This window comes from Pseudomonas antarctica, from assembly GCF_900624995.1.
In the GTDB taxonomy this organism is placed as follows: domain Bacteria; phylum Pseudomonadota; class Gammaproteobacteria; order Pseudomonadales; family Pseudomonadaceae; genus Aquipseudomonas; species Aquipseudomonas antarctica.
Map to the genome: position 1 here is coordinate 1 of NZ_UYXQ01000059.1, position 23093 is coordinate 23093.

General features: G+C 61.2%; 17 protein-coding genes. 9 read left to right on the plus strand and 8 right to left on the minus strand.

Going from position 1 to position 23093, the window contains the following annotated elements; all coding sequences use genetic code 11:
* The 3 genes from E0F99_RS20655 to E0F99_RS20665 all read left to right on the plus strand — a co-directional run.
* The coding region (locus E0F99_RS20655; RefSeq protein WP_242626918.1) for an OB-fold nucleic acid binding domain-containing protein at nucleotides 1-695 on the plus strand (695 nt) is incomplete at its 5' end.
* Between the two features lie 109 nt (nucleotides 696-804).
* On the plus strand, nucleotides 805-2505 hold the full coding sequence (locus tag E0F99_RS20660) for an ATP-binding protein (RefSeq protein ID WP_083357972.1): 1701 nt from the start codon (nucleotides 805-807) through the stop codon (nucleotides 2503-2505).
* An 8-nt stretch (nucleotides 2506-2513) separates the two neighbouring features.
* The gene (locus tag E0F99_RS20665) at nucleotides 2514-5033 is read left to right on the plus strand and encodes an excinuclease ABC subunit UvrA (protein ID WP_083357973.1); all 2520 of its coding nucleotides are present in this window, start codon (nucleotides 2514-2516) and stop codon (nucleotides 5031-5033) included.
* Between the two features lie 712 nt (nucleotides 5034-5745).
* Here the strand turns inward: E0F99_RS20665 and tkt are convergent.
* On the minus strand, nucleotides 5746-7809 hold the full coding sequence (gene tkt / locus E0F99_RS20670; RefSeq protein ID WP_083357974.1) for a transketolase: 2064 nt from the start codon (nucleotides 7807-7809) through the stop codon (nucleotides 5746-5748).
* A 175-nt stretch (nucleotides 7810-7984) separates the two neighbouring features.
* Here tkt and E0F99_RS20675 point away from each other — a divergent pair, with 175 nt between their 5' ends.
* Nucleotides 7985-8209: an HP1242/YdcH family protein gene (locus tag E0F99_RS20675; protein ID WP_083357975.1), complete on the plus strand. Its 225-nt coding sequence runs from the start codon at nucleotides 7985-7987 to the stop codon at nucleotides 8207-8209.
* Between the two features lie 157 nt (nucleotides 8210-8366).
* Here the strand turns inward: E0F99_RS20675 and hglS are convergent, their stop codons facing one another.
* Nucleotides 8367-9743: a 2-oxoadipate dioxygenase/decarboxylase HglS gene (gene hglS / locus E0F99_RS20680; protein WP_083357976.1), complete on the minus strand. Its 1377-nt coding sequence runs from the start codon at nucleotides 9741-9743 to the stop codon at nucleotides 8367-8369.
* Nucleotides 9744-10032: 289 nt separating this feature from the next.
* Here hglS and E0F99_RS20685 point away from each other — a divergent pair, with 289 nt between their 5' ends.
* From E0F99_RS20685 to E0F99_RS20695, 3 genes are all read left to right on the plus strand, one after another.
* Nucleotides 10033-11442 carry an OprD family outer membrane porin gene (locus E0F99_RS20685; protein ID WP_083357977.1) on the plus strand — a complete coding sequence of 470 codons (1410 nt, stop codon included), beginning with the start codon at nucleotides 10033-10035 and terminating at the stop codon, nucleotides 11440-11442.
* 145 nt (nucleotides 11443-11587) lie between these two features.
* Entirely contained in the window at nucleotides 11588-14224 is a 2637-nt protein-coding gene (locus tag E0F99_RS20690) for an MGH1-like glycoside hydrolase domain-containing protein (protein ID WP_083357978.1), read from the plus strand.
* A gap of 145 nt (nucleotides 14225-14369) precedes the next feature.
* Entirely contained in the window at nucleotides 14370-14963 is a 594-nt protein-coding gene (locus E0F99_RS20695) for a hypothetical protein (RefSeq protein ID WP_083357979.1), read from the plus strand.
* Between the two features lie 61 nt (nucleotides 14964-15024).
* Here E0F99_RS20695 and E0F99_RS20700 read toward each other — a convergent pair whose 3' ends face one another.
* Together E0F99_RS20700 and E0F99_RS20705 are read right to left on the minus strand one after the other, a co-directional pair.
* Nucleotides 15025-15339, minus strand: coding sequence for an SCP2 sterol-binding domain-containing protein (locus E0F99_RS20700; RefSeq protein WP_083357980.1), 315 nt, complete (start codon nucleotides 15337-15339; stop codon nucleotides 15025-15027).
* Between the two features lie 56 nt (nucleotides 15340-15395).
* Entirely contained in the window at nucleotides 15396-16106 is a 711-nt protein-coding gene (locus E0F99_RS20705) for a histidine phosphatase family protein (protein WP_083357981.1), read from the minus strand.
* A gap of 196 nt (nucleotides 16107-16302) precedes the next feature.
* On the opposite strand from E0F99_RS20705, the gene sohB reads away from it, so the two are divergent.
* Nucleotides 16303-17328 (plus strand): protease SohB, encoded by a 1026-nt coding sequence (sohB, locus tag E0F99_RS20710; protein WP_083357982.1) that lies wholly within the window; start codon nucleotides 16303-16305, stop codon nucleotides 17326-17328.
* Nucleotides 17329-17440: 112 nt separating this feature from the next.
* Here the strand turns inward: sohB and E0F99_RS20720 are convergent, their stop codons facing one another.
* Nucleotides 17441-18976, minus strand: a complete 1536-nt coding sequence (locus E0F99_RS20720; RefSeq protein WP_083357983.1) for an MFS transporter — start codon at nucleotides 18974-18976, stop codon at nucleotides 17441-17443.
* A gap of 150 nt (nucleotides 18977-19126) precedes the next feature.
* Between E0F99_RS20720 and E0F99_RS20725 the strand changes: the two genes are divergently transcribed.
* Nucleotides 19127-20008, plus strand: coding sequence for a LysR family transcriptional regulator (locus E0F99_RS20725; RefSeq protein ID WP_083357984.1), 882 nt, complete (start codon nucleotides 19127-19129; stop codon nucleotides 20006-20008).
* A 142-nt stretch (nucleotides 20009-20150) separates the two neighbouring features.
* Here the strand turns inward: E0F99_RS20725 and dhaL are convergent, their stop codons facing one another.
* The 3 genes from dhaL to E0F99_RS20740 all read right to left on the minus strand — a co-directional run bounded on the left by dhaL (nucleotide 20151) and on the right by E0F99_RS20740 (nucleotide 23008).
* The gene (dhaL, locus tag E0F99_RS20730) at nucleotides 20151-20795 is read right to left on the minus strand and encodes a dihydroxyacetone kinase subunit DhaL (protein ID WP_083357985.1); all 645 of its coding nucleotides are present in this window, start codon (nucleotides 20793-20795) and stop codon (nucleotides 20151-20153) included.
* A gap of 3 nt (nucleotides 20796-20798) precedes the next feature.
* Entirely contained in the window at nucleotides 20799-21800 is a 1002-nt protein-coding gene (locus E0F99_RS20735) for a dihydroxyacetone kinase subunit DhaK (protein WP_083357986.1), read from the minus strand.
* 92 nt (nucleotides 21801-21892) lie between these two features.
* Nucleotides 21893-23008: an MDR/zinc-dependent alcohol dehydrogenase-like family protein gene (locus E0F99_RS20740; protein ID WP_083357987.1), complete on the minus strand. Its 1116-nt coding sequence runs from the start codon at nucleotides 23006-23008 to the stop codon at nucleotides 21893-21895.
* Nucleotides 23009-23093: the final 85 nt, after the last annotated feature.

Sequence of the window (23093 nt, forward strand, 5' to 3'; positions counted from 1 at the left end):
GTCGCCCACACTGCTCCCCGACACGGCCCTCTGCCGTGTCGCGGGCGATCGAAGCGGCCCGCCAGGGCGGCTCGTTCGGCGACATTGCCGACCTCGACGAACGCGCCGGGCTGGATGCCCGCGCCCAGGCGTTGCTGGCGGACTCGGGCGCCTTGCGCGCCCTGGCCGGCAACCGGCACAAGGCGCGTTGGGAGGTGGCGGGCGTGCACAAACAACTCGGGCTGTTTGCTGGTTTGCCCAGCCCCGACGAGGCGATGGTGGAGCTGCCGGCACCCACGGTCGGCGAAGACCTGCACGCCGACTACGCCACGGTCGGCACCACCCTCGGCCCGCACCCGCTGGCGTTGCTGCGTGCTGAGTTGCGTAAGCGCCGCTGCCGCAGCTCCCTTGAACTGATGGCGGTGGAGCATGGGCGCAATGTCAGCGTCGCGGGGCTGGTCACCGGCCGACAACGCCCGGGCACCGCCAGTGGGGTGACCTTCGTCACCCTGGAAGATGAGTTCGGCAACCTCAATGTGGTGGTCTGGCGCGACCTGGCCGAGCGTCAACGCCAGGCGCTGGTCGGTTCGCGGCTATTAAAAGTCGACGGGCGCTGGGAGGCGGTAGGCGAGGTGCGGCACCTGATTGCCGGGCGCCTGAGCGACCTGACGCCGCTGTTGGAAGGCATTCACGTGCGTAGCCGAGATTTTCACTGAGGCCAGTGGTTTTTGCCGGCATTACCCCCTAACGTATACCCAGTGAAACCATCTGCTGCTGGCGTGCTCCAAAACTTGCGACTGCCCTCTCTTTGCACAGAGCCAACCGATGCAATTTTTATCTAACCCCTACGGCTGTGAAGGCTGGTCCGGTGAAATGGCCCGGCGTATTTGTGCCTTCGATTGGTCGAGCACTGACCTGGGCCCGATCGACAGCTGGAGCACCTGCCTGGCCTGCAACGTGCAGATGATGCTGGCCTCGCCCATACCGATGGTGATGCTCTGGGGTCCGGCGGGGCACATGATCTACAACGACAGCTATTCGGTGCTTGCCGGCGGGCGGCACCCGTATTTGCTCGGTACGCCCGTGGAGCAGGGCTGGCCGGAAGTGGCCGAGTTCAACCGCTATGTGCTGGACACTTGCCTGGCGGGCGGCACGCTGTCGTTCAACAACAAAGAACTGGTCCTGCTGCGCAATGGCAAGCCTGAAGATGTGTGGATGGACCTTTATTACAGCCCCATCGCCGGCGATAATCAGCAACCGGCCGGCGTGCTGGCGATTGTGGTGGAGACCACTGCACACGTGAACTCCGAGCGCTTGCGCCAGGAATTGACCCATAACCTGGAGCAACGCGTGGCTGCCGAAGTGCAGGCGCGTTCCGCCGCCGAAGCGCAACTGCGCCAATCGCAGAAGCTTGAAGCCATTGGCGGCCTCACCGGCGGCGTGGCCCACGACTTCAACAACCTACTGCAAGTGATCGCCGGCAACCTGCACCTGCTGGCCCGGCATGAACCGGAAAACGCCCAGGTGCAGCGGCGTGTCACAGCGGCCATCGCGGCGGTGGAGCGCGGCGCCAAACTGTCCTCGCAACTGCTGGCCTTTGCCCGCCGTCAACCGCTGTCGCCGGCCGTCTATAACCCTCAGCGCATTTACGCCGGGTTGGGCGAACTGCTGCAGCGTGCGTTGGGCGAAACCATCCGCATTGATGTGCAGCTGCCCCAGGACTCCTGGTGCATCAACGTCGACCGCAACCAGTTGGAAAACGCGCTGCTCAACCTGGCGATCAATGCCCGCGATGCCATGCAAGGCGAGGGCGTGATCCGCATTACCGGCGAAAACATCATCCTCAACCCCGACGACTGTGCAGGTAAGAGCCTCCAGCCAGGCGAGTACGTGCGCCTGGCCGTCACGGATATCGGCAGGGGCATGTCGGCGGCGATCCTGGCGCGGGTGTTCGAGCCTTTTTTTACCACCAAGCGTGAGGGCCACGGCACCGGCCTTGGCCTGAGCATGGTGTTTGGTTTTGTGCGCCAAAGCGGCGGGCATGTGGAGGTGTGGAGCGAGGAGGGCAGAGGCACGGTGGTGCAGATGTATTTCCCGCGCAGCCTCGGCGAGGAAAGCCACGACACCGAGGTTGACCCCGTGCCGCATACGGGGGGCCAGGAGACGATCCTGGTGGTCGAGGACAATGCTGACGTGCGTGTGACAGTGGTGGATTTGCTCGAGCAGTCGGGCTACACCGTGCTCACCGCCGTAGACGGCGACCGTGCGATGCACGCGTTGCTGGGTGGCGTGCGGCCGGACCTGATCTTTACCGATGTGGTGATGCCCGGCCGGGTCAAAAGTACCGACCTGGCTGAATGGGCCCGCGCCCAAGTGCCGCCGGTGGCGGTGCTATTCACCTCCGGGCACACCCGCGACATCCTCTCCAGCAACCATCTGCTGAGCCCCGACATTCATCTGCTGAGCAAGCCCTACAGCCCCGAAGCCCTCACGCAACGGGTGCGCAGCGTGCTCACTGCTCGATAAGGTCTTCCATGACTTCACAGCGCAACATTCCCACGATCACTGCCCAGCGCCCAGGTTTTGTGCGGGTGCGCGGCGCCCGCGAACACAACCTGCGCAACGTCGATGTGGACATCCCCCGGGATGCCCTGGTGGTGTTCACCGGTGTCTCGGGTTCCGGCAAATCATCCTTGGCGTTTTCCACGGTGTATGCCGAGGCCCAGCGGCGTTATTTCGAATCGGTAGCGCCCTATGCGCGACGCCTGATCGATCAAGTCGGCGTGCCGGATGTGGACGCCATCGAAGGCCTGCCACCGGCCGTGGCCCTGCAACAGCAGCGCGGCACACCGAGTGCGCGCTCTTCGGTGGGCAGCGTGACCACCTTGTCGAGCCTGATCCGCATGCTGTACTCCCGCGCCGGCAGCTACCCGCCGGGGCAGGCGATGCTGTACGCCGAGGACTTTTCGCCGAACCTGCCCCAAGGGGCATGCCCGCAGTGCCATGGCCTGGGCCGGGTGTATGAAGTGACCGAGGCGCTGATGGTGCCCGACCCTTCATTGACCATTCGCCAGCGCGCGGTGGCGTCCTGGCCGTTGGCCTGGCAAGGGCAAAACCTGCGCGACATCCTCGTGACCCTGGGTTACGACGTGGATATCCCTTGGCGCGAGCTGCCGAAAAAGCAGCGTGACTGGATCCTGTTCACCGAAGAAACCCCCACCGTGCCGGTGTACGCAGGCTTCACCCCTGAACAGACCCGCGACGCACTCAAGCGCAAGCTGGAGCCGAGTTACCAGGGCACATTCAGCGGCGCGCGGAGCTACATCTTGCACACCTTCACCCACACCCAAAGTGCGCTGATGAAAAAGCGCGTGTCGCAGTTCATGCGAGGCAGTGCCTGCCCGTTGTGCGAGGGCAAACGGCTGACCAAGGCGGCGCTGTCGGTGAAGTTCGCCGGGGTGGATATTGGTGAGTTGTCGCAGTTATCACTGTCGCAGTTGGCCGAGCTGCTGCGCCCAGTAGCGGCGGGGCAGGACAAAATGAAACTGTCGGTGGAAAAGCGTCTTACCGCCCAGCGCATTGCCCAGGATTTGCTCGAGCGTGTCAGTACCTTGACCGAGTTAGGCTTGGGCTATTTGTCCCTGGAACGCAGCACGCCAACGCTGTCGTCCGGGGAGTTGCAGCGCCTGCGCCTGGCCACGCAATTAGGCTCGCAGTTGTTCGGCGTGATCTATGTGCTGGATGAGCCATCGGCGGGTCTGCACCCGGCAGATGGGAAAGCCTTGTTCACTGCGCTCGAGCGTTTGAAGGCGGCGGGCAATTCGCTGTTTGTGGTGGAGCATGACCTGGAAACCATGCGCCGCGCCGATTGGCTGATCGACGTGGGGCCAGCTGCCGGCGAGCATGGCGGGCAAGTGCTGTACAGCGGCCCGCCTGCCGGTTTGGCGCAGGTTAAGGCCTCGCAGACGCGTGAATATTTGTTCGCCGAACGGCGCCCTTCGAATCAGTCGCGCCGTGAGCCTTCCGGGTGGCTGAAACTCGAAGGTGTGACGCGCAATAACCTCAATGGCCTGAGCGTGGATTTCCCGTTGGGTTGCTTCACGGCGGTGACCGGAATTTCCGGCTCGGGCAAGTCCAGCCTGGTCAGCCAGGCACTGCTGGAACTGGTAGGTATGGGCCTGGGTCGCGTGGTGGAAAGTGACGAAGACCCCAGCCTGGAAGACGACAGCCCGCAAACCAGCGGCGGGCGTATCAGCGCCGGGCTGGAACAGATCCGCCGGCTCGTGCAAGTAGACCAGAAACCTATCGGGCGCACGCCGCGCTCCAACCTGGCAACCTACACCGGGCTGTTCGACAACGTGCGCAAACTGTTCGCCGCCACGCAGGCGGCCAAGAAGCGCCACTACGATGCTGGGCAGTTCTCCTTCAACGTCGCCAAAGGCCGCTGCCCCAATTGCGAGGGCGAGGGTTTTGTCAGCGTTGAGCTGCTGTTTATGCCCAGCGTGTATGCGCCATGCCCGACCTGCCATGGGGCGCGCTACAACCCCGAAACCCTGGCGATCAACTGGCAGGGCTTGAACATTGCCCAGGTGCTGGCGCTGACCGTGGAGCAGGCGGTCGAGGTGTTTGCCGAACAACCGGGCGTGTTGCGTTCGTTGCAGGTGCTGCGCGATATCGGCCTGGGGTACTTGCGCTTGGGCCAGCCGGCGACGGAACTGTCCGGTGGTGAGGCGCAGCGCATCAAGCTGGCGACCGAGCTGCAACGCAACGCGCGAGGCGCCACGTTGTATGTGTTGGATGAGCCGACGACCGGGCTGCACCCACGGGATGTGGACCGCTTGCTCAGCCAGCTGAATCATCTGGTAGACGCCGGGCACACGGTGGTGGTTGTGGAGCATGAAATGCGCGTGGTGGCGCAGAGTGACTGGGTGATTGATATCGGCCCGGGGGCGGGGGATTTGGGCGAGAAGGTGGTTGTCAGTGGCACGCCGCAGAAGGTGGCGAAAAGCAAGGTTAGCCGTACTGCGCCGTTTCTGAGCCGAGAGCTGATTTAACTAACTATGAGGTCGAAATGTGGGGGCGGGCTTGCCTGGTATCTACACATCTTTTTTTCGAATTGAATTGTGTGGTTGTTTTGGGGGGGCGCTGGGTACATATCCGTTATTTGGGTGATGGCTGATATGGGTTCCGCTCTTACAGCGGGTCACTTTTGAAAGAGCGCAAAAGTAACCAAAACGCTCTTGCCCCACCACTCGGCACCTCGCTTAGGCTCGGTGTGCCCTCACGCAGGCTTTGGAGCGGGGGCCGCCGCGATGGGCCATCCTTGGCCCATCGCGGCTAAACCGGCGTCCTGCCGGTTTACCCCCGCTCCAAAGCCTGCGTTCGGCCAGCGTGGTTAACGGGGCGCCTAAGATCAAAAGCAAGAGCAAGGCGGCCTAGTAGCCGACCTGAGTGGTTAGATCAAGAGCAGAGCCGAGGCGGCCTGACAGCCGACCTGATCTTGGAGGCTGAACTCAATCAAATGTGGGAGCTGGCTTGCCTGCGATGGCATCAATTGGTTATGCCTGATACTCCGAGGTGCCTGCATCGCAGCGGTGCGGCGATCCGACAAGCCAGCTCCCACAGAAAAGCAGAGCACTGCGGTGCTGGCAGCCGAACTCGGTCAAAATTGTGGGAGCGGGCTTGCTCGCGAAGGCGGTGGGTCAGTCAGCTCATGTCTAACTGACCCACCGCCTTCGCGAGCAAGCCCGCTCCCACAGTCTTTGATCAGTGTTGAGTCAGTTGAATCTGCTCTTTAGCCAGCTTCACCACATTCTCCACCGTAAACCCAAATTTCTCCTGCAACTTGGCCAACGGCGCCGACGCGCCAAAGCTGTTCATCACCACCTTGGCGCCGGTCTGCCCGACATACCGGTCCCAACCCAATGGCCCGGCCTGTTCCACCACCACGCGCGCTTTCACCGCCGGCGGTAACATGCTGTCGCGGTAGGCCTGGTCCTGTTCTTCAAACAGCTCCCAGCTCGGCATCGACACCACCTGCGCCGCGATCCCTTGGCCTTTCAACTGCTCATACGCCGCCACCGCCAGGCTGACTTCACTGCCCGTCGCCAACAGCAGAACCTTGGGCGCGTCAGCAGCCGCCAACACATAAGCGCCCTTGGCCGCGCCAGACGCCGCTGCATATTGGCTACGGTCCAGCGTCGGCAATGCCTGACGCGACAACACCACGCAACTCGGCCGATGGGTTTGCGCCAGGGCGACCTTCCACAACTCCAGGGTTTCGTTGGCATCGCCTGGCCGCAAGGTCAGCAACCCCGGCGTCGCACGCAGTTGCGTCAGATGCTCGATAGGCTGATGCGTCGGCCCATCTTCACCCACACCAATCGAGTCATGGGTAAACACAAACACCACTGGCAACTCCATGATCGCCGCCAGCCGAATCGGCGGTTTCATATAGTCGCTGAACACCAGGAACGTCGAGGTATAGGGCCGTAGATACGACAGCGCCATGCCATTGGCGATCGCGCCCATGGCGTGCTCGCGGATGCCAAAGTGCAGGTTACGCCCGCTGTAATCGTCAGCACTGAAACGCCCGGCGCCGTCGAAGGTGAGGTTGGTTTTGGTCGATGGCGACAAGTCTGCCGAACCGCCGAGCAGCCAGGGGATTTGCTGGGCAAAGGCATTCAATACTTCGCCACCGGCGGCACGGCTGGCCACGCCTTTGGCGTCGGTGTCGAAGCTGGGTAGCTCATGTTGCCAATGCTCGGGCATTTCACCCGCGCGCATGCGGCGCAGTTCATCCGCCAGTTCCGGTTCGTACTGTTCCAACTGCGACAGCCGCGCATTCCACTGCTCATACAGCGGCTGGCTACGCTCCAGCAGGGCATCACGCAAAACGCTGCGGGCCTCATCGGGCACCAGGAAACTGGAATCCTGCGGCCAGCCGTAAGCGGCCTTGGTCAGGCGGATTTCATCTGCGCCCAACGGCTCGCCATGCGCGGCTGCGGTGTTGTGTTTGTGTGGCGAGCCATAGCCGATCACGCTATCGACCACAATCAGGGTCGGCGCGCCGGTATTCGCTTTGAAGGTCTCCAGCGCCGTGCTCAAGGCCTGCAAGTCATTCGCGTCGGTGACGTGCACGGTGTGCCAGCCGTAGGCCTGGAAACGCTTGATCACGTCCTCACTGAAGGCCAGCTCGGTATGGCCCTCGATGCTGATGGTGTTGTTGTCGTAGATCCAGCACAGGTTATCCAACTTCAAGTGCCCGGCCATCGACGCCGCTTCGCTGCTGATGCCTTCCATCATGTCGCCGTCACCGCACAGGGTGTAGACGTTGTAGTCAAACAGCATCTTGTCGTCGCGGTTGAAACGCTGGCCCAGCCACCGCTGGGCCATGGCCATGCCGACACTGTTGGCGCAGCCCTGGCCCAGCGGGCCGGTGGTGGTCTCAACGCCGGTGGTCATGCGGTATTCGGGATGGCCCGGGGTCTTGGAGCCCATCTGCCGGAATTGCTTGATATCGTCCAGGCTGATCGCCGATTGGCCTGTGCGTTTGCCGTGGGCATCAATCTCCACCACGCCGGCCAAGTGCAGCAGCGAGTAGAGCAGCATGGAGGCATGCCCCACCGACAATACAAAACGGTCACGGTTAGGCCAATCGGGGTGCTCGGGGTGATAACGCAGGAACCGGCTCCACAGCGTGTAGCCCACCGGCGCCAAGCCCATGGGCGTGCCCGGGTGGCCGGAATTGGCCTTCTGCACGGCATCCATGGCCAGGGTGCGAAGGGTGTTGATGCATTGGGTGTCGACAGCAGTGGCGGCGCGAGTCATGAAACCGTTCTCCCTCAAGTGGCGATCTACAGTGGAGGGCAGGGCGCGGTAAAGGTTTGATCCCATCGCCCGCATTACGACGAACGGGGATGCATTGACCCTGGACATGACAACACCCCTTCGAATGGGCTAGCTTCAAGGGTGTAGGCCATTGATCAACTTGCGGAGGTGCTCCATGCCAGTAAAACACGACCTGTTACAGGACCTGGGTTTGAGCAAGCAAGATGTCGACGAGCGCCGGGCAAAAAATCCCCATCTGAATGCGCTGTTTGATAAATACGAAACTGTCGATGACTTGGTAGTGACTGCCGAAAAGGCAGCTGGCAGCGATGAGGAACTGAAGAAGCTGAAGGAGAAGCGCTTGTCTGTTAAAGACGAGATTGTGCAGCAATTGGGGTAAATGGCAGCCCGCGTTCCTTCAGGGCGCGGACATATTTGTTCAGAATTGTCTGAGGGACAGGGTGCTTTTCACTGTTTAAGATGCGCCCCGTCCACCCGGCTCTGGGGACTTTTTTGGCGCAAGGATTGCGCTGTTGAGCCGGGCGGGCACTCTCATTTCACCCCAGCAGCGCCCGAGTACATTCATCGATAGAGCGCTGCTGCGTCTCGCTATACAGCTTCAACTCATCAACCGTCTGACGGCCCAGCGCCTTCTCGAATTCGGCTTGGTTTGAATTGGCCGCGTAGTGACTCTGCGCCGCCTCCCCGAGATTCGACTGAAATATTCCCGCCGCACTCACCGGCAGAAAATCCTCATACACCAACGGTTCCACGTCCATGTGCCCGGCAGCCACCAGTGCCTCCAGCGTGCGCGGTTGATCGGCCTGGCCGCGTGCGGCAAGGCCTTGCTCAGTGGCGTAATAGCGGAAGTACGCAAGCCCCTGCTCACGCATCTGCGTGTGGTTATCGGGGAACGCCTGGAAGTGCTGTTCCATTAGTTGCACATAACGCTCGGCATTCGCCTCATTCGGGAAGGCGCCCAATTCGTCGCGTGCCGCGTTCAGCAGTTGGTCGTAGAGGGCGCGGCCCTTGGGCGTCAGCGCCACGCCGCGCTGTTCGATTTCGCCGAAGCGCGCGCTGTGGCTGCCCTTGGCGTCGGTGAAGGCGATAGGCTCGTCGAGGGCCTTGAAACTGGTCTGGCGCAGCAGGATGGGGCAGTGGCGGCGCGGCGGCCCTTCGATCACGGCTTTGGGCGTGATGCCTTTGCCCGGCATGGCGGCTTGCACTTGGTCGATGTCCAGCGTGCGTGGGGTCAGGTGGTTGATGTGCGGGCCCTTGAAGGCCACCACGTCGGCGATCAGGCGGTGCTGGTTGCTCAGTTGCTGGTACTGTTGGCCTGTGACAGTGGCGCTATGGTGCCAACGGAAGGTCTCCAGGGCCTGGCGGATAAATTCATCCGCATCACTGGCGTTGAGGCCGCCGTCGCGTTCGGCTTGTTCGATCAGCGCCAAGGCGCCTGGCGTGAAGATCTTGCGTTTGGCCAGGGCGCTGTCGGCGAAGGCGCGCAACTCGGGGTTTTCGATCAGTTCCAAGCGTAGCAGCGAGGTAAACACGCGGAACGGGCTGGTTTGCAGTGAGCGTTCATGCACGGCGCGAAAGGCGGTGGAATGCACCGGCACACCCGCTGGGGTCAGGTCGTAGTAGCCCACTGGTTGCATGCCCATCACCGCAAACAAGCGGCCAATGGTTGCCAGCTCAAAGGCGGTGCCCAGGCGGATAGCGCCGTGGCGCTCCCTGTCCAGGCGGTCGATTTCGCCCGTGCGGCGTAACTGCCGGGCCAGGCTCGAATCACTCGCCAACACCTGAGTATTCGTCTCGGCCACCAGCGCCATCAGCGCACCATAAAGTGGAACTTCATCTCGGTACATGTCGGACATGGCCTTGGAGAAGCCTTTGCGGATCTCGTCAGGGCTGACATGCGGGGTGGTTGGCATAGAAAAATTCCTGATGGCTATTGTGATGAGCGTGGCCTATCTCCGATTTTGTTGAGCTTAATGGCGGCTTGCAAACGAAGATTCCTCTGGACTTCATTCTGCAAATGAATGAGATGACGTGAATATGACAAAAAACGGCGACGGCAAAATTTCATTTTCGCAGCCCTTTTCCTAACAAATTCTTCACGAGGTGCGCCCCGGCCCTCATGAAACAATCGTCACGTTTGTAGGGATGAAAACGCCGTTTTGCACACAACGCACATAAAAATATGTTTAGGGGCTGTTACACATGAAAATTTCTACACTGGCGTTATCCATCACCGCAGCGTTGCTTGCGCAACAAGCGTGCGCTGATGATTTTGGTCTCGGCGCTCTGGGCAGGGGCACAGGTCACAGTGGCTTTCTTGAAGACAGCCATGCGGCGGTCAGTTCGCGGACCATGTACTACAGCGCAGATAACCGCTCGGGGACCAACAACGATCTGCGCGAAGCCGCGACTTTGCTGCGTTTCGACTACAAATCCGGCTACACCCAAGGCACCCTTGGCGTCGGTTTCGACGTGATGGCGTTCGGCGCCTTGCGTCTTGATGGTGGCGACGGCCACGCCGCTGGCCCAGGCCTGGCGGGGAACGGCAACAGCTTCTTCCCGACCAAAAACAACGGCACCGAACCCGCCGACAGTTTCGCTCGCGCAGCCGGCAACGTGAAGTTCCGGATTTCCCAGACCGAGTTGCACGTCGGTGGCGGTTTGGCCCCAGTGCTGCCGATCCTGGTCTCCAACGACAGCCGTGTTGCGCCGCAGACTTTTGACGGCGGCATCCTCACCTCCAGTGACATTCCTAACGTGACCTTCACCGGCGGTGAGCTGAACAAGGCCGAAGGCCGTGCGTCCAGCAACTCGACGGGCCTGAGCGTCGCCGGTGGTACGCGCGACAGCGACAGCTTCAAGTTCGGTGGTGTGGACTACAAACCGTTCGGCTCGTCCGACAACGCCATCGCGAAAAACCTGACGTTGCAGTACTACTACGCCAACCTGCAGGACTTCTACAAACAGAACTATTTCGGCCTTGTCCACGTACTGCCGTTGGGCAATGACCAGTCGTTCAAGACTGACCTGCGCTACTTCGACAGCACCAGCGACGGCAAGAATGGCGACAGCGGCTATGCGTTCAACAACAACGGTGGCTACGCCAAGCACGCCGGCGAAGTGGACAACAAAACCTACAGCGCTGCGTTCACCTACCAGTTGGGCGGCAGCAGCTTGATGCTTGGCCATATCGGCGTGAGTGACGATGGTGGCTTCGTGTGGGTCAACCAGGGCAGCCTCGCCGACCCGCACCAACAAGGCGCTGGCGGCAGCGACTTCTACCTGTTCACCGACGCCGTGGTTGGCCAGTTCTCCCGTGCGGGCGAGCAAGTCAATTTTGGTCAGTACTCGTATGACTTCAAGGCCTATGTACCGGGCTTGAAGGCTTCCGTGGCTTACCTGGACGGCACCGACATCAAGTCCAAAGTGGCGGGCGGCGCTGATCAGAAAGAAAACGAAGCCGACTTCCGCCTGGATTACGTGGTGCAGGCCGGCCCGCTCAAAGGCTTTGGCACCACCTTTCGTACCGGTACGTATCACGGGCACAACACCGGCACTGCGGATCAGGATCAAACGCGCCTGATCTTCAACTATACCTACGCGATCTTCTAAAAAACGCGCACGTTTGCAGCACCGAAAAAACGCAGGCCGCCTAATCAGCGGCCTGTTTTTTTCGGCGCATGGATGAGACTTCATGTGCATCCAGGCGTGGATGGGTTCTACACTGCCCCTCACTGCGCCAGTGCTGGAGGACCCGATGACGGCTACGCCCGCAACCAACATCCTTGAAACGATCGAAGGCCAACGCCTGGCAACGCAAGAGGCTGAGCGTTGGCGTGAGTGGGGCCCGTACTTGAGTGAACGCCAGTGGGGCACGGTGCGCGAAGACTACAGCGCAGACGGGGATGCCTGGGCCTACTTCCCCCATGAACATGCACGCAGCCGCGCCTACCGTTGGGGCGAGGACGGCTTGGCCGGTTTCAGCGATAAGGCGCAACGCTGGTGCCTGGGCCTGGCGCTGTGGAACGAGCGCGACGCGATCCTCAAGGAGCGCCTGTTCGGCCTGAACAACGCCGAGGGCAACCACGGTGAAGACGTCAAGGAACTGTACTTTTTCGTCGATGGCGTACCGAGCCATGCCTACATGCGCATGCTCTACAAATACCCGCATGCGGCTTTTCCCTATGCCGACCTGACCGCCGAGAACGCCCGCCGCGGGCTTGAGGATGCCGAGTACGAGATCCTCGACACCGGCGTGTTTGAAGACAACCGCTACTGCGATGTCAGCGTCGAATACGCCAAGCATCAGCCCGACGATATTTTCATGAAGGTCACCGTGCATAACCGCTCGGACCAGCCGACGCGTTTGCAGGTGCTGCCCCAGCTGTGGGCGCGCAATGACTGGAGTTGGACCTTAGATGCACCCAAGCCGCAGTTGCGGCTCGACGGTGAGCAGATAATCGCTTGCCATCATGAACTTTCCGATCGCCATCTCAGCGCCTGGGGCCAGGACGGGGTTGAATGGTTATTCTGCGAAAACGAGAGCAACTTCTCCCGGCTCGACGGGCAGCTGGCACCCGGGCCGTTCAAGGACGGCATCAACGATTATGTGGTGGATGGCGTGCAATCGGCGATTCGTCGGGACGCGGGCACCAAGGTCGCCGCGCGGTTCATCCTGGCACTGGCTGGCCTGGAAAGCAAAATCGTGTACCTGCGTTTTGCGCCTGGGGATGCGCCCGAGGTCAACGCGCGCAAGCTGTTCGAGCAACGCCGCCAGGAGGCGGATGATTTTTACGCCGCCCTGCAACACGGTCTCGGCGACGCGGACGCGCGCAATGTACAGCGCCAGGCCCTGGCCGGGTTGCTGTGGTCAAAGCAGCTCTACTATTTCGATGTGAACCAATGGCTCGACGGCGACCCGGCCCAGCCCGCGCCGCCGCCTGAGCGCCTGCATATCCGCAATACCCATTGGCGGCACCTGTCCAACTTCGACATCCTCTCCATGCCCGATACCTGGGAATACCCGTGGTACGCCTCCTGGGACCAAGGCTTCCAGGCAGTGGCGATTGCGCTGATCGATCCAGGGTATGCCAAGCAACAGTTGCTGCTGCTGGTGAAGGACCGTTTCATGCACCCCAACGGCCAGTTGCCGGCGTATGAATGGCGTTTCGACGACGCCAACCCGCCGGTGCATGCCTGGGCCAGTTGGCGGGTGTATCAGCAGGACAAGGCGCTGACCGGTGTCGGCGACATGGATTTCCTCGAGCGGATTTTCCATAAGCTGCTGTTGAATTTTTCTTGGTGGGTCAACCGCAAGGATGCCGAGGGTCGCAACCTGTTCCAGGGCGGCTTCCTGGGTCTGGACAACATCGCTTTGTTCGACCGCTCGGCCGCGTTGCCGTCGGGCTATCAGCTGGATCAGGCCGACGGCACGGCGTGGGTCGCGGCCTATGCGCTGGACCTGATGCGAATCGCGCTGGAGCTGGCAAAGCGCAACGTGGTGTATGTCGACATTGCGGTGAAGTTTTTCGAGCACTTCCTGTATATCGCCGGCGCCATCAACCGCGTCGATGACAGCGCCGAAGGCCTGTGGGATGAGCAGGACCTGTTCTTCTACGACGTTTTGCACCGCCCCGACGGCCAGAACGAGCCGGTGCGCCTGCGCTCCATCGTCGGCCTGATGCCGCTGTTTGCGGTGCTGGTGCTCGAGCAGCGCGAGCATGAGGGCCTTAAAGGCTTGCGCGAACGGCTGCTGGGTTTCATGCACCACCGACCGGACCTGGCCAAGTTGGTGTCACGCTGGAACGAGCCGGGGCAGGGCAATCGCCTGTTGCTGGCGCTGTTGCGCGGCGAGCGCACCAAGGACCTGTTGCGGCGCATGCTCGATGACCACGAGTTCCTGTCCACCTTTGGCGTGCGCTCCTTGTCCAAGGCGTTTGCCGAACAGCCGCTGGCGTTGAAGATGAATGGCGACACGCTGTGCGCGCGTTACCAGCCTGGGGAATCCGACTCGCGCCTGTACGGCGGCAACTCCAATTGGCGTGGGCCGTTGTGGATGCCGGTGAACTACATGCTGATCGAGTCGCTGCGCGAATTTCATCGGTATTACGCGGATAACTTCTCGGTGGAGTACCCGACGGGCAGTGGTTATCTGGCTTCCTTGGAGGAGGTTGCTGACGGACTGAGCCAGCGACTGACGCGCTTGTTTTTAAGGGATGAGGATGGCTGCAGGCCGTCGATGGCGGGCTATGCGCAACTGGAGGCCGACCCGGCCAGCCGTGATTTGGTGTTGTTCCATGAATATTTTCATGGCGAGACCGGGCGTGGGTTGGGTGCTTCGCATCAGACGGGGTGGAGTGCGTTGGTGGCGTTGTTGTTGCAGCCGAAAACTTAAAAGTCACCAGCAAACGGGCGTGGGCGCTGGCTTGCCAGCACCCACATTGGCGCTGCATCGATTCAGAAATTGCATGCAAAAAAATCCTGCCGGCAACGGTTTGAATCAGGTAAATTCGCCGCCCCTTAAGACAAGGATGTAGACAATGGCGAATGTTATCGCGCGGTTTCGCAATGCGAGCCTCTTGGGTGCATTGCTGATGACCACCAGTATTTTCATCACGTCCCTGTATGCCCAGGCAAGTGTTGCGGCGCCCCTGATGATGCATTGCAGCGACTGCGAGAAAGGTGACGACACCTTCGATGCGACGAAATGGTTCAGCAGCGGCATGTACCGTCTTGAAACGGACATTGATCCCAGCCCGATGCGCTCGATGACGCGCAAGCATCCGGTGGTCTTCACGGCCAAGGACAATGACAAGCTGGTAGAGGCCGCGATACGCGGGATTAAAAACTTCGACTCATCCCTCGATACCCGCACGCTTGAGTCACAGTGGCCTGTATTGACGGGACGTGTGCGTTACACCTACAGCTTCTTTGTGGCGCCTGACGAACCCAAGGACCTCTACGACATGTATTTGCAGATGGGTAAATACAAGGTGGTGATCGTGATTGGGTTGGACGTCAATACCGGTGATATCACCGACGAGAACGAAGGGCGTTACATTCGTGAGAACGATGGTAATGACCCCGCGTACATGGACACATTTGAACAGATGGATAACGCCGGCACCCGTTGATCGGGAGGCTGGCTGAACGAAAAATCCCGCCATTGGCGGGATTTTTTTGAGCGCGGCGTTATCAGGCCGGGAACAGCTCGCTCAGCTTCATCGCCAGCATCATGTCGCCTTCGGTGCGCAGCTTGCCGCCCATGAAGGCCTGCATGCCGTCGGTGGAACCGTCGACGATGCCTTTCATGGTGTCGCCGTCCATGACCAGGGTCACTTGGGCGTCCGGGTTTTCGCCTTCCAGCAGTTCGCAGGTGTTGTTCTTCACCACCAGCGAAAAGTTCTGGGTTTCGTCGATACGGAAACCGAACACCAGGTCCAGGCCGTCGGCAGCGGCCGGGTTGAATTTGGCTTTCATTGCTTCTACAGCTTTGGCTACGTCAGTCATGGTTTCGATCCTTTCAGGTAGAGTCCAGTGACCTTGGGGTCACGGTTGGCCACAATTCATCGGAAAGTGATGAGCTGCGGCGCCTTCAACAGTTGCAAGTGGGTATGACTGTTGAAGGAAGCCAGTGCCACCTCGCGACCGCGGAATTTCAGCTGGTTGAGCGAGGTGTTAACAATTTGCCAGTTCAGTTCGAAGGCCTGGGCAGCAGGCATTCGGGTAATCAGGTGGAGCAGAGCGGTGATGGTGCCGCCGGAGGTGAACACGGCGATCTTGTGCGAGCTGTCGGCGGCTTCAAGAATCCGTTGCAGGCCGCCTTGTACACGCTCGACAAACCCCAGCCAGCTTTCCAGCCCCGGTGGATCATAAGTACCGGCCAGCCATCGCTCGATGATCAAGGCGAAGATGCGCTGGAACTCGCTGCGGTTCTGCGCGCCATTGCGCAACACATCCACAGCGTGAGGTTCGCTGGCGAGCAAGTCGGGGAGCAGGGCGCGGATGATGGCCTCGCCGTCGAACTCGTTGAACGCCGGGTCGGTTTCCAGAGGCGGAACCGGTAGGCCCAGGGCGCTGTATTGATCGAATGCGGCGGTGGCGGTGTGCTGCTGGCGGCGCAGGTCGCCGGCGATGCAGCGGTCGAACGTAAGGCCCAGGTCGGCCAGGTGGCGCCCGAGTACTTGCGCTTGTTCCACGCCGACGGGCGACAGGACGTCATAGTCGTCTGCACCGAAGGAGGCCTGGCCATGTCGAATCAGATAAATGCTGCCCACGTCCGTTTTCCCGGTACGTTGAAAGTCTGGCGAGGTTATGAGGATGCCTTCGAGCTGTCAATGAAAAAACATACGCTTGTTTTAAAAGCGCGTTAGAGCGGCTTGGCTGCTGGCGGTTTGAGCACTGGCCGCCTGACGATCGCGTCGGTATGCTTGGGCAATCCGCGCCTGGCGCCGTGCATTTTTAAGGAGACACATGGATTTTTTGGCTGAATACGCGAGCTTTCTAGCGAAGACCGTCACCCTGGTGGTCGCTATTCTGGTGGTACTGATCAGCTTCGCGGCGCTGCGCAGCAAAGGCCGTCGCAAGTCTGCCGGCCAACTGCAGGTCAGCAAGCTGAATGATTTCTACAAAGGCCTGCGTGAGCGCTTGGAGTCGAGCCTGCTCGACAAGGACCAGCTCAAGGCTCTGCGCAAGTCCGAAAGCAAGACCGAAAAGAAGAACAGCAAGAAGAAGCCCGAAGCCAAGCCGCGCGTGTTCGTGCTGGATTTTGATGGCGACATCAAGGCCTCGGCCACCGAGAGCCTGCGCCATGAAATCACCGCACTGCTGAGCCTGGCCACGCCCAAGGACGAAGTGGTGCTGCGCCTGGAAAGCGGCGGCGGCATGGTGCACAGCTACGGCTTGGCCTCATCCCAACTGGCGCGTATTCGCCAGGCCGGTGTGCCGCTGACCGTGTGCATCGACAAAGTCGCGGCAAGCGGCGGCTATATGATGGCGTGCATCGGCGAGAAGATCATCAGCGCACCGTTCGCCATCCTCGGCTCGATTGGCGTGGTGGCGCAGTTGCCTAACGTTAATCGCCTGCTGAAAAAGCACGACATTGACTTTGAAGTGCTGACCGCCGGTGAATATAAACGCACCCTGACTGTGTTTGGCGAAAACACCGAGAAGGGCCGTGAGAAGTTCCAGGAAGACCTGGACATCACCCATCAGCTGTTCAAGAACTTCGTCTCGCGTTATCGCCCACAGCTGGCGATTGATGAGGTCGCGACCGGGGAAGTTTGGCTGGGTGTTGCAGCGCTCGATAAGCAACTGGTCGACGAGCTGCAAACCAGCGACGAATACCTGGCCACCAAGGCCAAGACCGCCGAGGTGTTCCACCTGCATTATGCCGAGCGTAAAAGCCTGCAGGAGCGGGTAGGCTTGGCGGCCAGCGGCTCGGTGGACCGCGTGCTGCTGACCTGGTGGAGCCGATTGACTCAGCAGCGGTTCTGGTAAGCCCAGTATAGGTAATCCCCCTGTGGGAGCGGGCTTGCTCGCGAATGCGGTGTGTCAGTCAACCCATGTATTAACTGAACGACCGCATTCGCGAGCAAGCCCGCTCCCACATTTAGTTCTGAGTCAGCCTGGAAGACGGGTGTTGTACTGAGGGAATCGGTTTCCTCATTAAAGTCCCCACCACCAACGCCCCCAGCAGCCCCAACAAACCGGCCACCCACAACACCGCGCTGAAGCCACCCACAAATGCCTGCCGCGCCAGCGGTTGCACCTGCACCCGTGCCGGTTCCGGCAACACACCCATCGCTGCTGGCATATCACCTGCCACCACCCGCGATGCAATCCCCGCCACCTGAGCCTGCCACTGCGGATCGATGCTCGCCCTCAGCAACTGTTCGCTATGGCTGCTCAGCAATGCCCCATACACACCGATAGCCAACATGATTGCGCTGAAACGCATGGTGGTGCTCATGCCCGAGGCCATCCCCGCGCGGTCTCGTGGCACGCAGGCCATGATGTTTTTCTGCGTGTCGCCATTGAGCAGGCCCGCACCGGCGCCGGTCACGGCAATCGCCAGGGCGAAGGGCAGGTAGCCGCCCGCCGTCACCGCCCAGGCGCTCAACAGGTTGCCGCAACCGACCAGGGTCAAGCCGGTCGCCATCATCGTCGCCGGCGCAAAACGCCCCGCCAGGCGTGCGCCGATCCGAGGGCAAATCAGCAGGGTCAGTGCAAACGGCAACATGCCCAGGCCCGAAGCAATCGCGCAGAAGCCCAGGCCGTTTTGCAGGTAGAACGGCAGCAACGTCATCATTACTTGGGCGCACCCGGCATAGGTAAACATGCCGAGCAGGGCGCCGATAAAACGCGGATGGCGAAACAGCTGCAAGTCCACCATGGGCCGTTGTTGCACACGCTCGACGATCACAAACACACCCAGCAGCACCGCGCCGCCGATCAGGCGTGCAGAGGTCAGCGGATTATCCCAGCCGATGCGATTGGCCTCGATCAGCCCCCACATCAGGCACAGCAGGCTCGCACTGAACGCCAGGCTGCCCCATGGATCAAGCCGCGCCGACTGAGTGTCGCGCGACTCTGGAATCGCGCGCAGCACCAATGCCATCAAGCCCAGGCCCACGGGCAGGTTGAGGTAGAAAATCCAGCGCCAGCCCAGGTATTCGGTGATCACGCCGCCCAGGGTGGGCGCGGCGGTCATCGCCACGCCCATGCACGCGCCCCAGAACGCCCAGGCTTTGGCGCGTTCCACTTCATCGTGGAAGGTATGGCCGATGGACGCCAGGGCGGACGTCAGCAACAAGGCTGCGCCGACACCTTTTACTGCGCGGGCGACATCCAGCAGCAGCGCAGTGGGCGCCGCACCGCAGCCCAGGGAGGCCAGGATGAAAATGCTCAAGCCCCAAATCAGGGTCTTCTTGCGCCCGAAGCGGTCGGCGATGCTGCCGGCCGGCAACAACAAAGCGGCAAACGCGAGCATATAGGCGCTGACCACCCACTCGATGTCAGCGAAGTTGGCGCCCAGGTCACGTGCGATGCTCGGCAGGGTCACGGCGACGATATTGGTGTCGAGCACGATCAGCGAACACGCGCCGGAGGCGGTCAGTAGCGTCAAACGCGGACTGGCCCGGTTCATGGCTTAATTACCTTGCAGGCAATAGGGGAAAGGCAGTTGACTAACATCGCATAGGCTCTCTAGTGTTGAGGTACGCTGAGCTTATCCCCACCCGCAGCTCGTTCTATTAGCTGGCCTGAAGCACTTCATTACCTTTGAGCTAATCCTGCGATGGAAATCCGCCATTTCCGCTACTTCCTGGCCGTTGCCCGTCAGCGCAATTTCACCCGCGCCGCCGCGCAGCTCGGCATCGCGCCGCCGACCTTGAGTCGGCAGATCCAGGACATGGAAGCCAGCCTGGGCACGCGTTTGTTTATCCGTCAGCAACGCGAAGTCAGCCTCACCGAAGCCGGCGCCGCGTTGTTGATTGAGGCCGAAGCCACGGTGCGCCAATTTGAATTTGCCCAGCGCAATGCCCAGCGCGCCGGGCGCGGGGAGATCGGCCATGTCGAGTTGGGCTACGTGGCCTCGGCGGTGTACTGCGGGTTGTTGCAGCGGCAGATGCAAGCGTTCAGCCAGGCGTTTCCCGATGTGAGCGTGAATGTGCGCGAATGCGCGATGGCGACCTTGCCGAGTGCAGTGGCGGACGGGCGTTATGACATTGGCTATATCCGCTCGCCGCTGACCCTGCCCGACGGCGTTGAGGCCGTGCGCCTGGACAGCGAAGGGTTTGTGTTGGCGCTGGCGCAGGATTCCTGGCTGTTGGGGCTCAAAGCTATCGGCTGTGAGCACCTGCAAAACGAGACGTTCATCTTGCCGGAGCAAATCAGCGGCACCTTGCACGTCGCCGCCCAGGGCGGTTTTGCTCCGCGCCTGGGGCCGCAGCCGGGTGGGTTGGTCGCGGTGGTGGCGCGGGTGTCGTTAGGGCAGGGCGTGGCGGTGGTACCGGCGTCGATGGTCGGGCATGTGAGTTTGCCGGGTGTGGTGTACCGCAGCATTAAGGGCAGCGAGGCCGCGTCGTGGCTGTCGCTGATTCACCGGCGCTTTGAGAAAGCGCCGGCGGTGGTGCGGTATATCCAGCAGGTTAAGCAGGTAGCTAAGGTGGAGGCTTGATCGCGGCGGGTGGGGTACTTTGCGGGTTAACGGTGTTGCTGCCTTCGCGAGCAAGCCCGCTCCCACATTCGACCGCATTCCAAATGCTGGAACTCGATCTAATGTGGGAGCGGGCTTGCTCGCGAAGGGGTCATCTGGGGCGCTACACCAACTTCGGTTGAACCGAATCCGCCAACCGCGTCAGTATCAGGCAGCACGACACCGCCCCGGCATCCAGCACGCCCAGCGAGCGCTCACCCAAACGGCTGGCGCGGCCGATTTTTGCAACCAGATCCTTGGTCGAGTCGCGCCCTTGTGAGGCGGCGGTTTTCATTGATTCCAGCGCATCGTTGAAGGATGCGCCCGCGGCATGTGCGCGTTCAAACGCTTCAACCGCCGGGATCAGGGTGTCCATCAAACACTTGTCGCCCACGCCTGCCTCGGTGATGTCTTGCAACGAGGTCAGGCCACCGCGCAGCAGGTGGGCAAAGGTCGCGGCGTCGATGTCTTCACGGCCGCGCACTTCGTCGGCCATGCCGATGAACAGGCTGCCGTACAACGGGCCCATGGAGCCGCCGATGCCTTCCATCAAGCTCAGGGTCAGTTCGTCCAGGGCTTCGGCCAGGGTCAGTTGCCGGCCCTCGATAGTGCGCCCGCAATGGGCGAAACCCTTGGCCATGTTGATGCCGTGGTCGCCGTCGCCAATCGCGCCGTCGACTTCGCTGAGGTATTCACGGTTGGCCACAATCACGCTGACCAAGTCGGCGACGATGGCGCTGCCGTCATGGGTGGAAAAATGCTGGCTCATGGTTCACTCCGCCTGGGTCATGCCGAGGGAGCGGCAGGGTTGGTCGATCAGGGTTTTAAGCTCAGCGTCGAGGCCGAGCAGAGTCAGGGTCACGCCCATCATCTCAAGGGAAGTGAAGTAGTTGCCCACGTAGCAGCGGTGAATCTTCAAGCCCTTGGCCTTGAGCTGGCTTTCCACCTCGGCGTAGAAAATGTACAGCTCCATGATCGGCGTGGCACCCAGGCCGGAAACCAGCACGACCACGCTGTCGTCCTGGCTGAAATCACGGTCGGCCAGGATCGGCGCGAGCATGCGTTCGGCCATGGCGGCGGCGGATTCGATGGGGATCACCTCAATGCCCGGTTCGCCGTGATGGCCGATGCCCAGTTCCATCTGGCCGTCGGGGATCTGGAAGTTTGGCTTGCCCACCGCCGCAATGGTGCACGGGGTGAGGCCGATGCCAATCGAGCGGCAGTGATCGACAGTTTTCTGCGCGACGCGAATCACCCCGTCGAGGTCGTAATGCTGGGCGGCGGCGGCACCGCCGATCTTCCACATGAAGATTTCCCCGGCCACGCCACGGCGTTTGGCGATATCGGCCTTGGGCGCGGAGGCCACGTCGTCGTTGGCGACCACGGTGCGGATGTGCATGTCTTTGCTGGCGGCCATTTTCATCGCCAGCTTCACGTTCATGTTGTCGCCGGCATAGTTGCCATATAGGCAGGCCACGCCCGCGCCATGGTCGGCGGCGCGGAAGGCGTCGAAAAAGCTCTTGGCGGTGGGCGAAGAGAAGATTTCACCGACCGCCACGGCGTCCACCAGGCCTGGGCCGACGTAGCCGAGGAAGGCGGGTTCATGGCCGGAGCCGCCGCCGGTGACGATGCCCACGTGGCCCTTGTTCGAGGGCTTGGCTTTGACGATAACGCGTGGGTTGGACTCGTATTGGCGCAGCTCGGGGTGCGCGACCAGAATACCGCGCAGCATGTCCTCGACCACTTGGTCCGGATCGTTGATCACTCGATTCATAACGCGGGTTCCTGTTCTTGTTCTAAAGGACGCCCCCCCATCCTATTGTGGGAGCAGGCAAGCCAGCTCCCACAATGGGATGGGGGGTGTTTTTAAGGTTCCAGTACAACCTTCAGCGACTTGTCCCCACGCTCCATCACCGCAAACGCTTCCTTGAAGTCCGCCAGCGCAAATTTGTGGGTCACCACGTCGCGCATATCGATCTTGCGGTTGCCGATAAAGTCGATGGCACGCGGGTACATGTACGGGCCCAGGTGTGAGCCCAGAATGTCCAGCTCCTTGCGGTCGCCGATGATCGACCAATCTACCGTGGCCTCATCATTAAAGACGCTGAATTCGACAAAACGCCCCAGCTTGCGCAGCATCGCCAGGCCTTGGTTCACCGCCTTGTGGTGCCCGGTGGCTTCGATATAGATGTCGCAGCCATAGCCGTCGGTGATCGCGCGGATTTTTGCCATGACGTCGACTTGCGCCGGGTTCCACACTTCGTCGGCGCCCATGCGCAGGGCGAGGGCGGCGCGTTCGGGTTTCATGTCCAGCACGATCAGCTTTTTCGGATTGCGCAGGCGCACGGCGCCGATGATGCCCAGGCCCAGGGTGCCGGCACCGGCCACTACCACGATGTCGTCATGGTCGACATTCGCGCGCTCGGCGGCATGCAGTGAGCAGGCCAGCGGTTCAATCAGGATGGCTTCGTCGGGGGCGATGGATTCCGGCACTTTGTGGATGATGCCTTCCTTGGTGAAGATCATGTACTGGGCCATGGCGCCCTGCACATTGTTCTGGAAGCCATACAGGTCATGCTTCTGGCACATCCAGTACTGGCCGTGGTTGCAGAAACGGCAGCCCCAGCACGGCACGATCTGCTCGGAGATCACTCGGTCGCCGACCGCCACGCCACGTTTTTCCGCGCCTGGGCCGAGGGCAACCACGCGACAGACGAATTCATGCCCGGGAATCATCGGTGGTTTTACGTAGCGCGGTTGCTCGGCATCGCCCCAGAACGACGGCGCGCCGCGATAAGTCTTGATGTCGCCCATGCAGATGCCGCACAGCTCGACTTTGGTGAGGATCTCGTCAGGCCCGGGCGTGGGCACATCGACGGTTTCCAGGCGGTAGTCTTCCGGGCCATGGCAGACCACGGCCTGCATGGTTTTCGGGATGCTCGGGGCGAGTTGTTCAGGTGTGCGTTCGGTGACGGTGGACATGACAAAACCTCACGACAAAAAATGGATTACTGAATGCTGTAGCCGCCGTCGCTCACCATGTTGGCGCCGGTGCTCATCTGTTCTT

Bases quoted from the DNA above. Each gene is read 5' to 3' on its own strand.
- E0F99_RS20660 (WP_083357972.1), top strand. From the start codon at position 805: ATGCAATTTTTATCTAACCCCTACGGCTGTGAAGGCTGGTCCGGTGAA.
- E0F99_RS20665 (WP_083357973.1), top strand. From the start codon at position 2,514: ATGACTTCACAGCGCAACATTCCCACGATCACTGCCCAGCGCCCAGGT.
- tkt (WP_083357974.1), bottom strand. From the start codon at position 7,809: ATGACTCGCGCCGCCACTGCTGTCGACACCCAATGCATCAACACCCTT.
- E0F99_RS20675 (WP_083357975.1), top strand. From the start codon at position 7,985: ATGCCAGTAAAACACGACCTGTTACAGGACCTGGGTTTGAGCAAGCAA.
- hglS (WP_083357976.1), bottom strand. From the start codon at position 9,743: ATGCCAACCACCCCGCATGTCAGCCCTGACGAGATCCGCAAAGGCTTC.
- E0F99_RS20685 (WP_083357977.1), top strand. From the start codon at position 10,033: ATGAAAATTTCTACACTGGCGTTATCCATCACCGCAGCGTTGCTTGCG.
- E0F99_RS20690 (WP_083357978.1), top strand. From the start codon at position 11,588: ATGACGGCTACGCCCGCAACCAACATCCTTGAAACGATCGAAGGCCAA.
- E0F99_RS20695 (WP_083357979.1), top strand. From the start codon at position 14,370: ATGGCGAATGTTATCGCGCGGTTTCGCAATGCGAGCCTCTTGGGTGCA.
- E0F99_RS20700 (WP_083357980.1), bottom strand. From the start codon at position 15,339: ATGACTGACGTAGCCAAAGCTGTAGAAGCAATGAAAGCCAAATTCAAC.
- sohB (WP_083357982.1), top strand. From the start codon at position 16,303: ATGGATTTTTTGGCTGAATACGCGAGCTTTCTAGCGAAGACCGTCACC.
- E0F99_RS20720 (WP_083357983.1), bottom strand. From the start codon at position 18,976: ATGAACCGGGCCAGTCCGCGTTTGACGCTACTGACCGCCTCCGGCGCG.
- E0F99_RS20725 (WP_083357984.1), top strand. From the start codon at position 19,127: ATGGAAATCCGCCATTTCCGCTACTTCCTGGCCGTTGCCCGTCAGCGC.
- dhaL (WP_083357985.1), bottom strand. From the start codon at position 20,795: ATGAGCCAGCATTTTTCCACCCATGACGGCAGCGCCATCGTCGCCGAC.
- E0F99_RS20735 (WP_083357986.1), bottom strand. From the start codon at position 21,800: ATGAATCGAGTGATCAACGATCCGGACCAAGTGGTCGAGGACATGCTG.
- E0F99_RS20740 (WP_083357987.1), bottom strand. From the start codon at position 23,008: ATGTCCACCGTCACCGAACGCACACCTGAACAACTCGCCCCGAGCATC.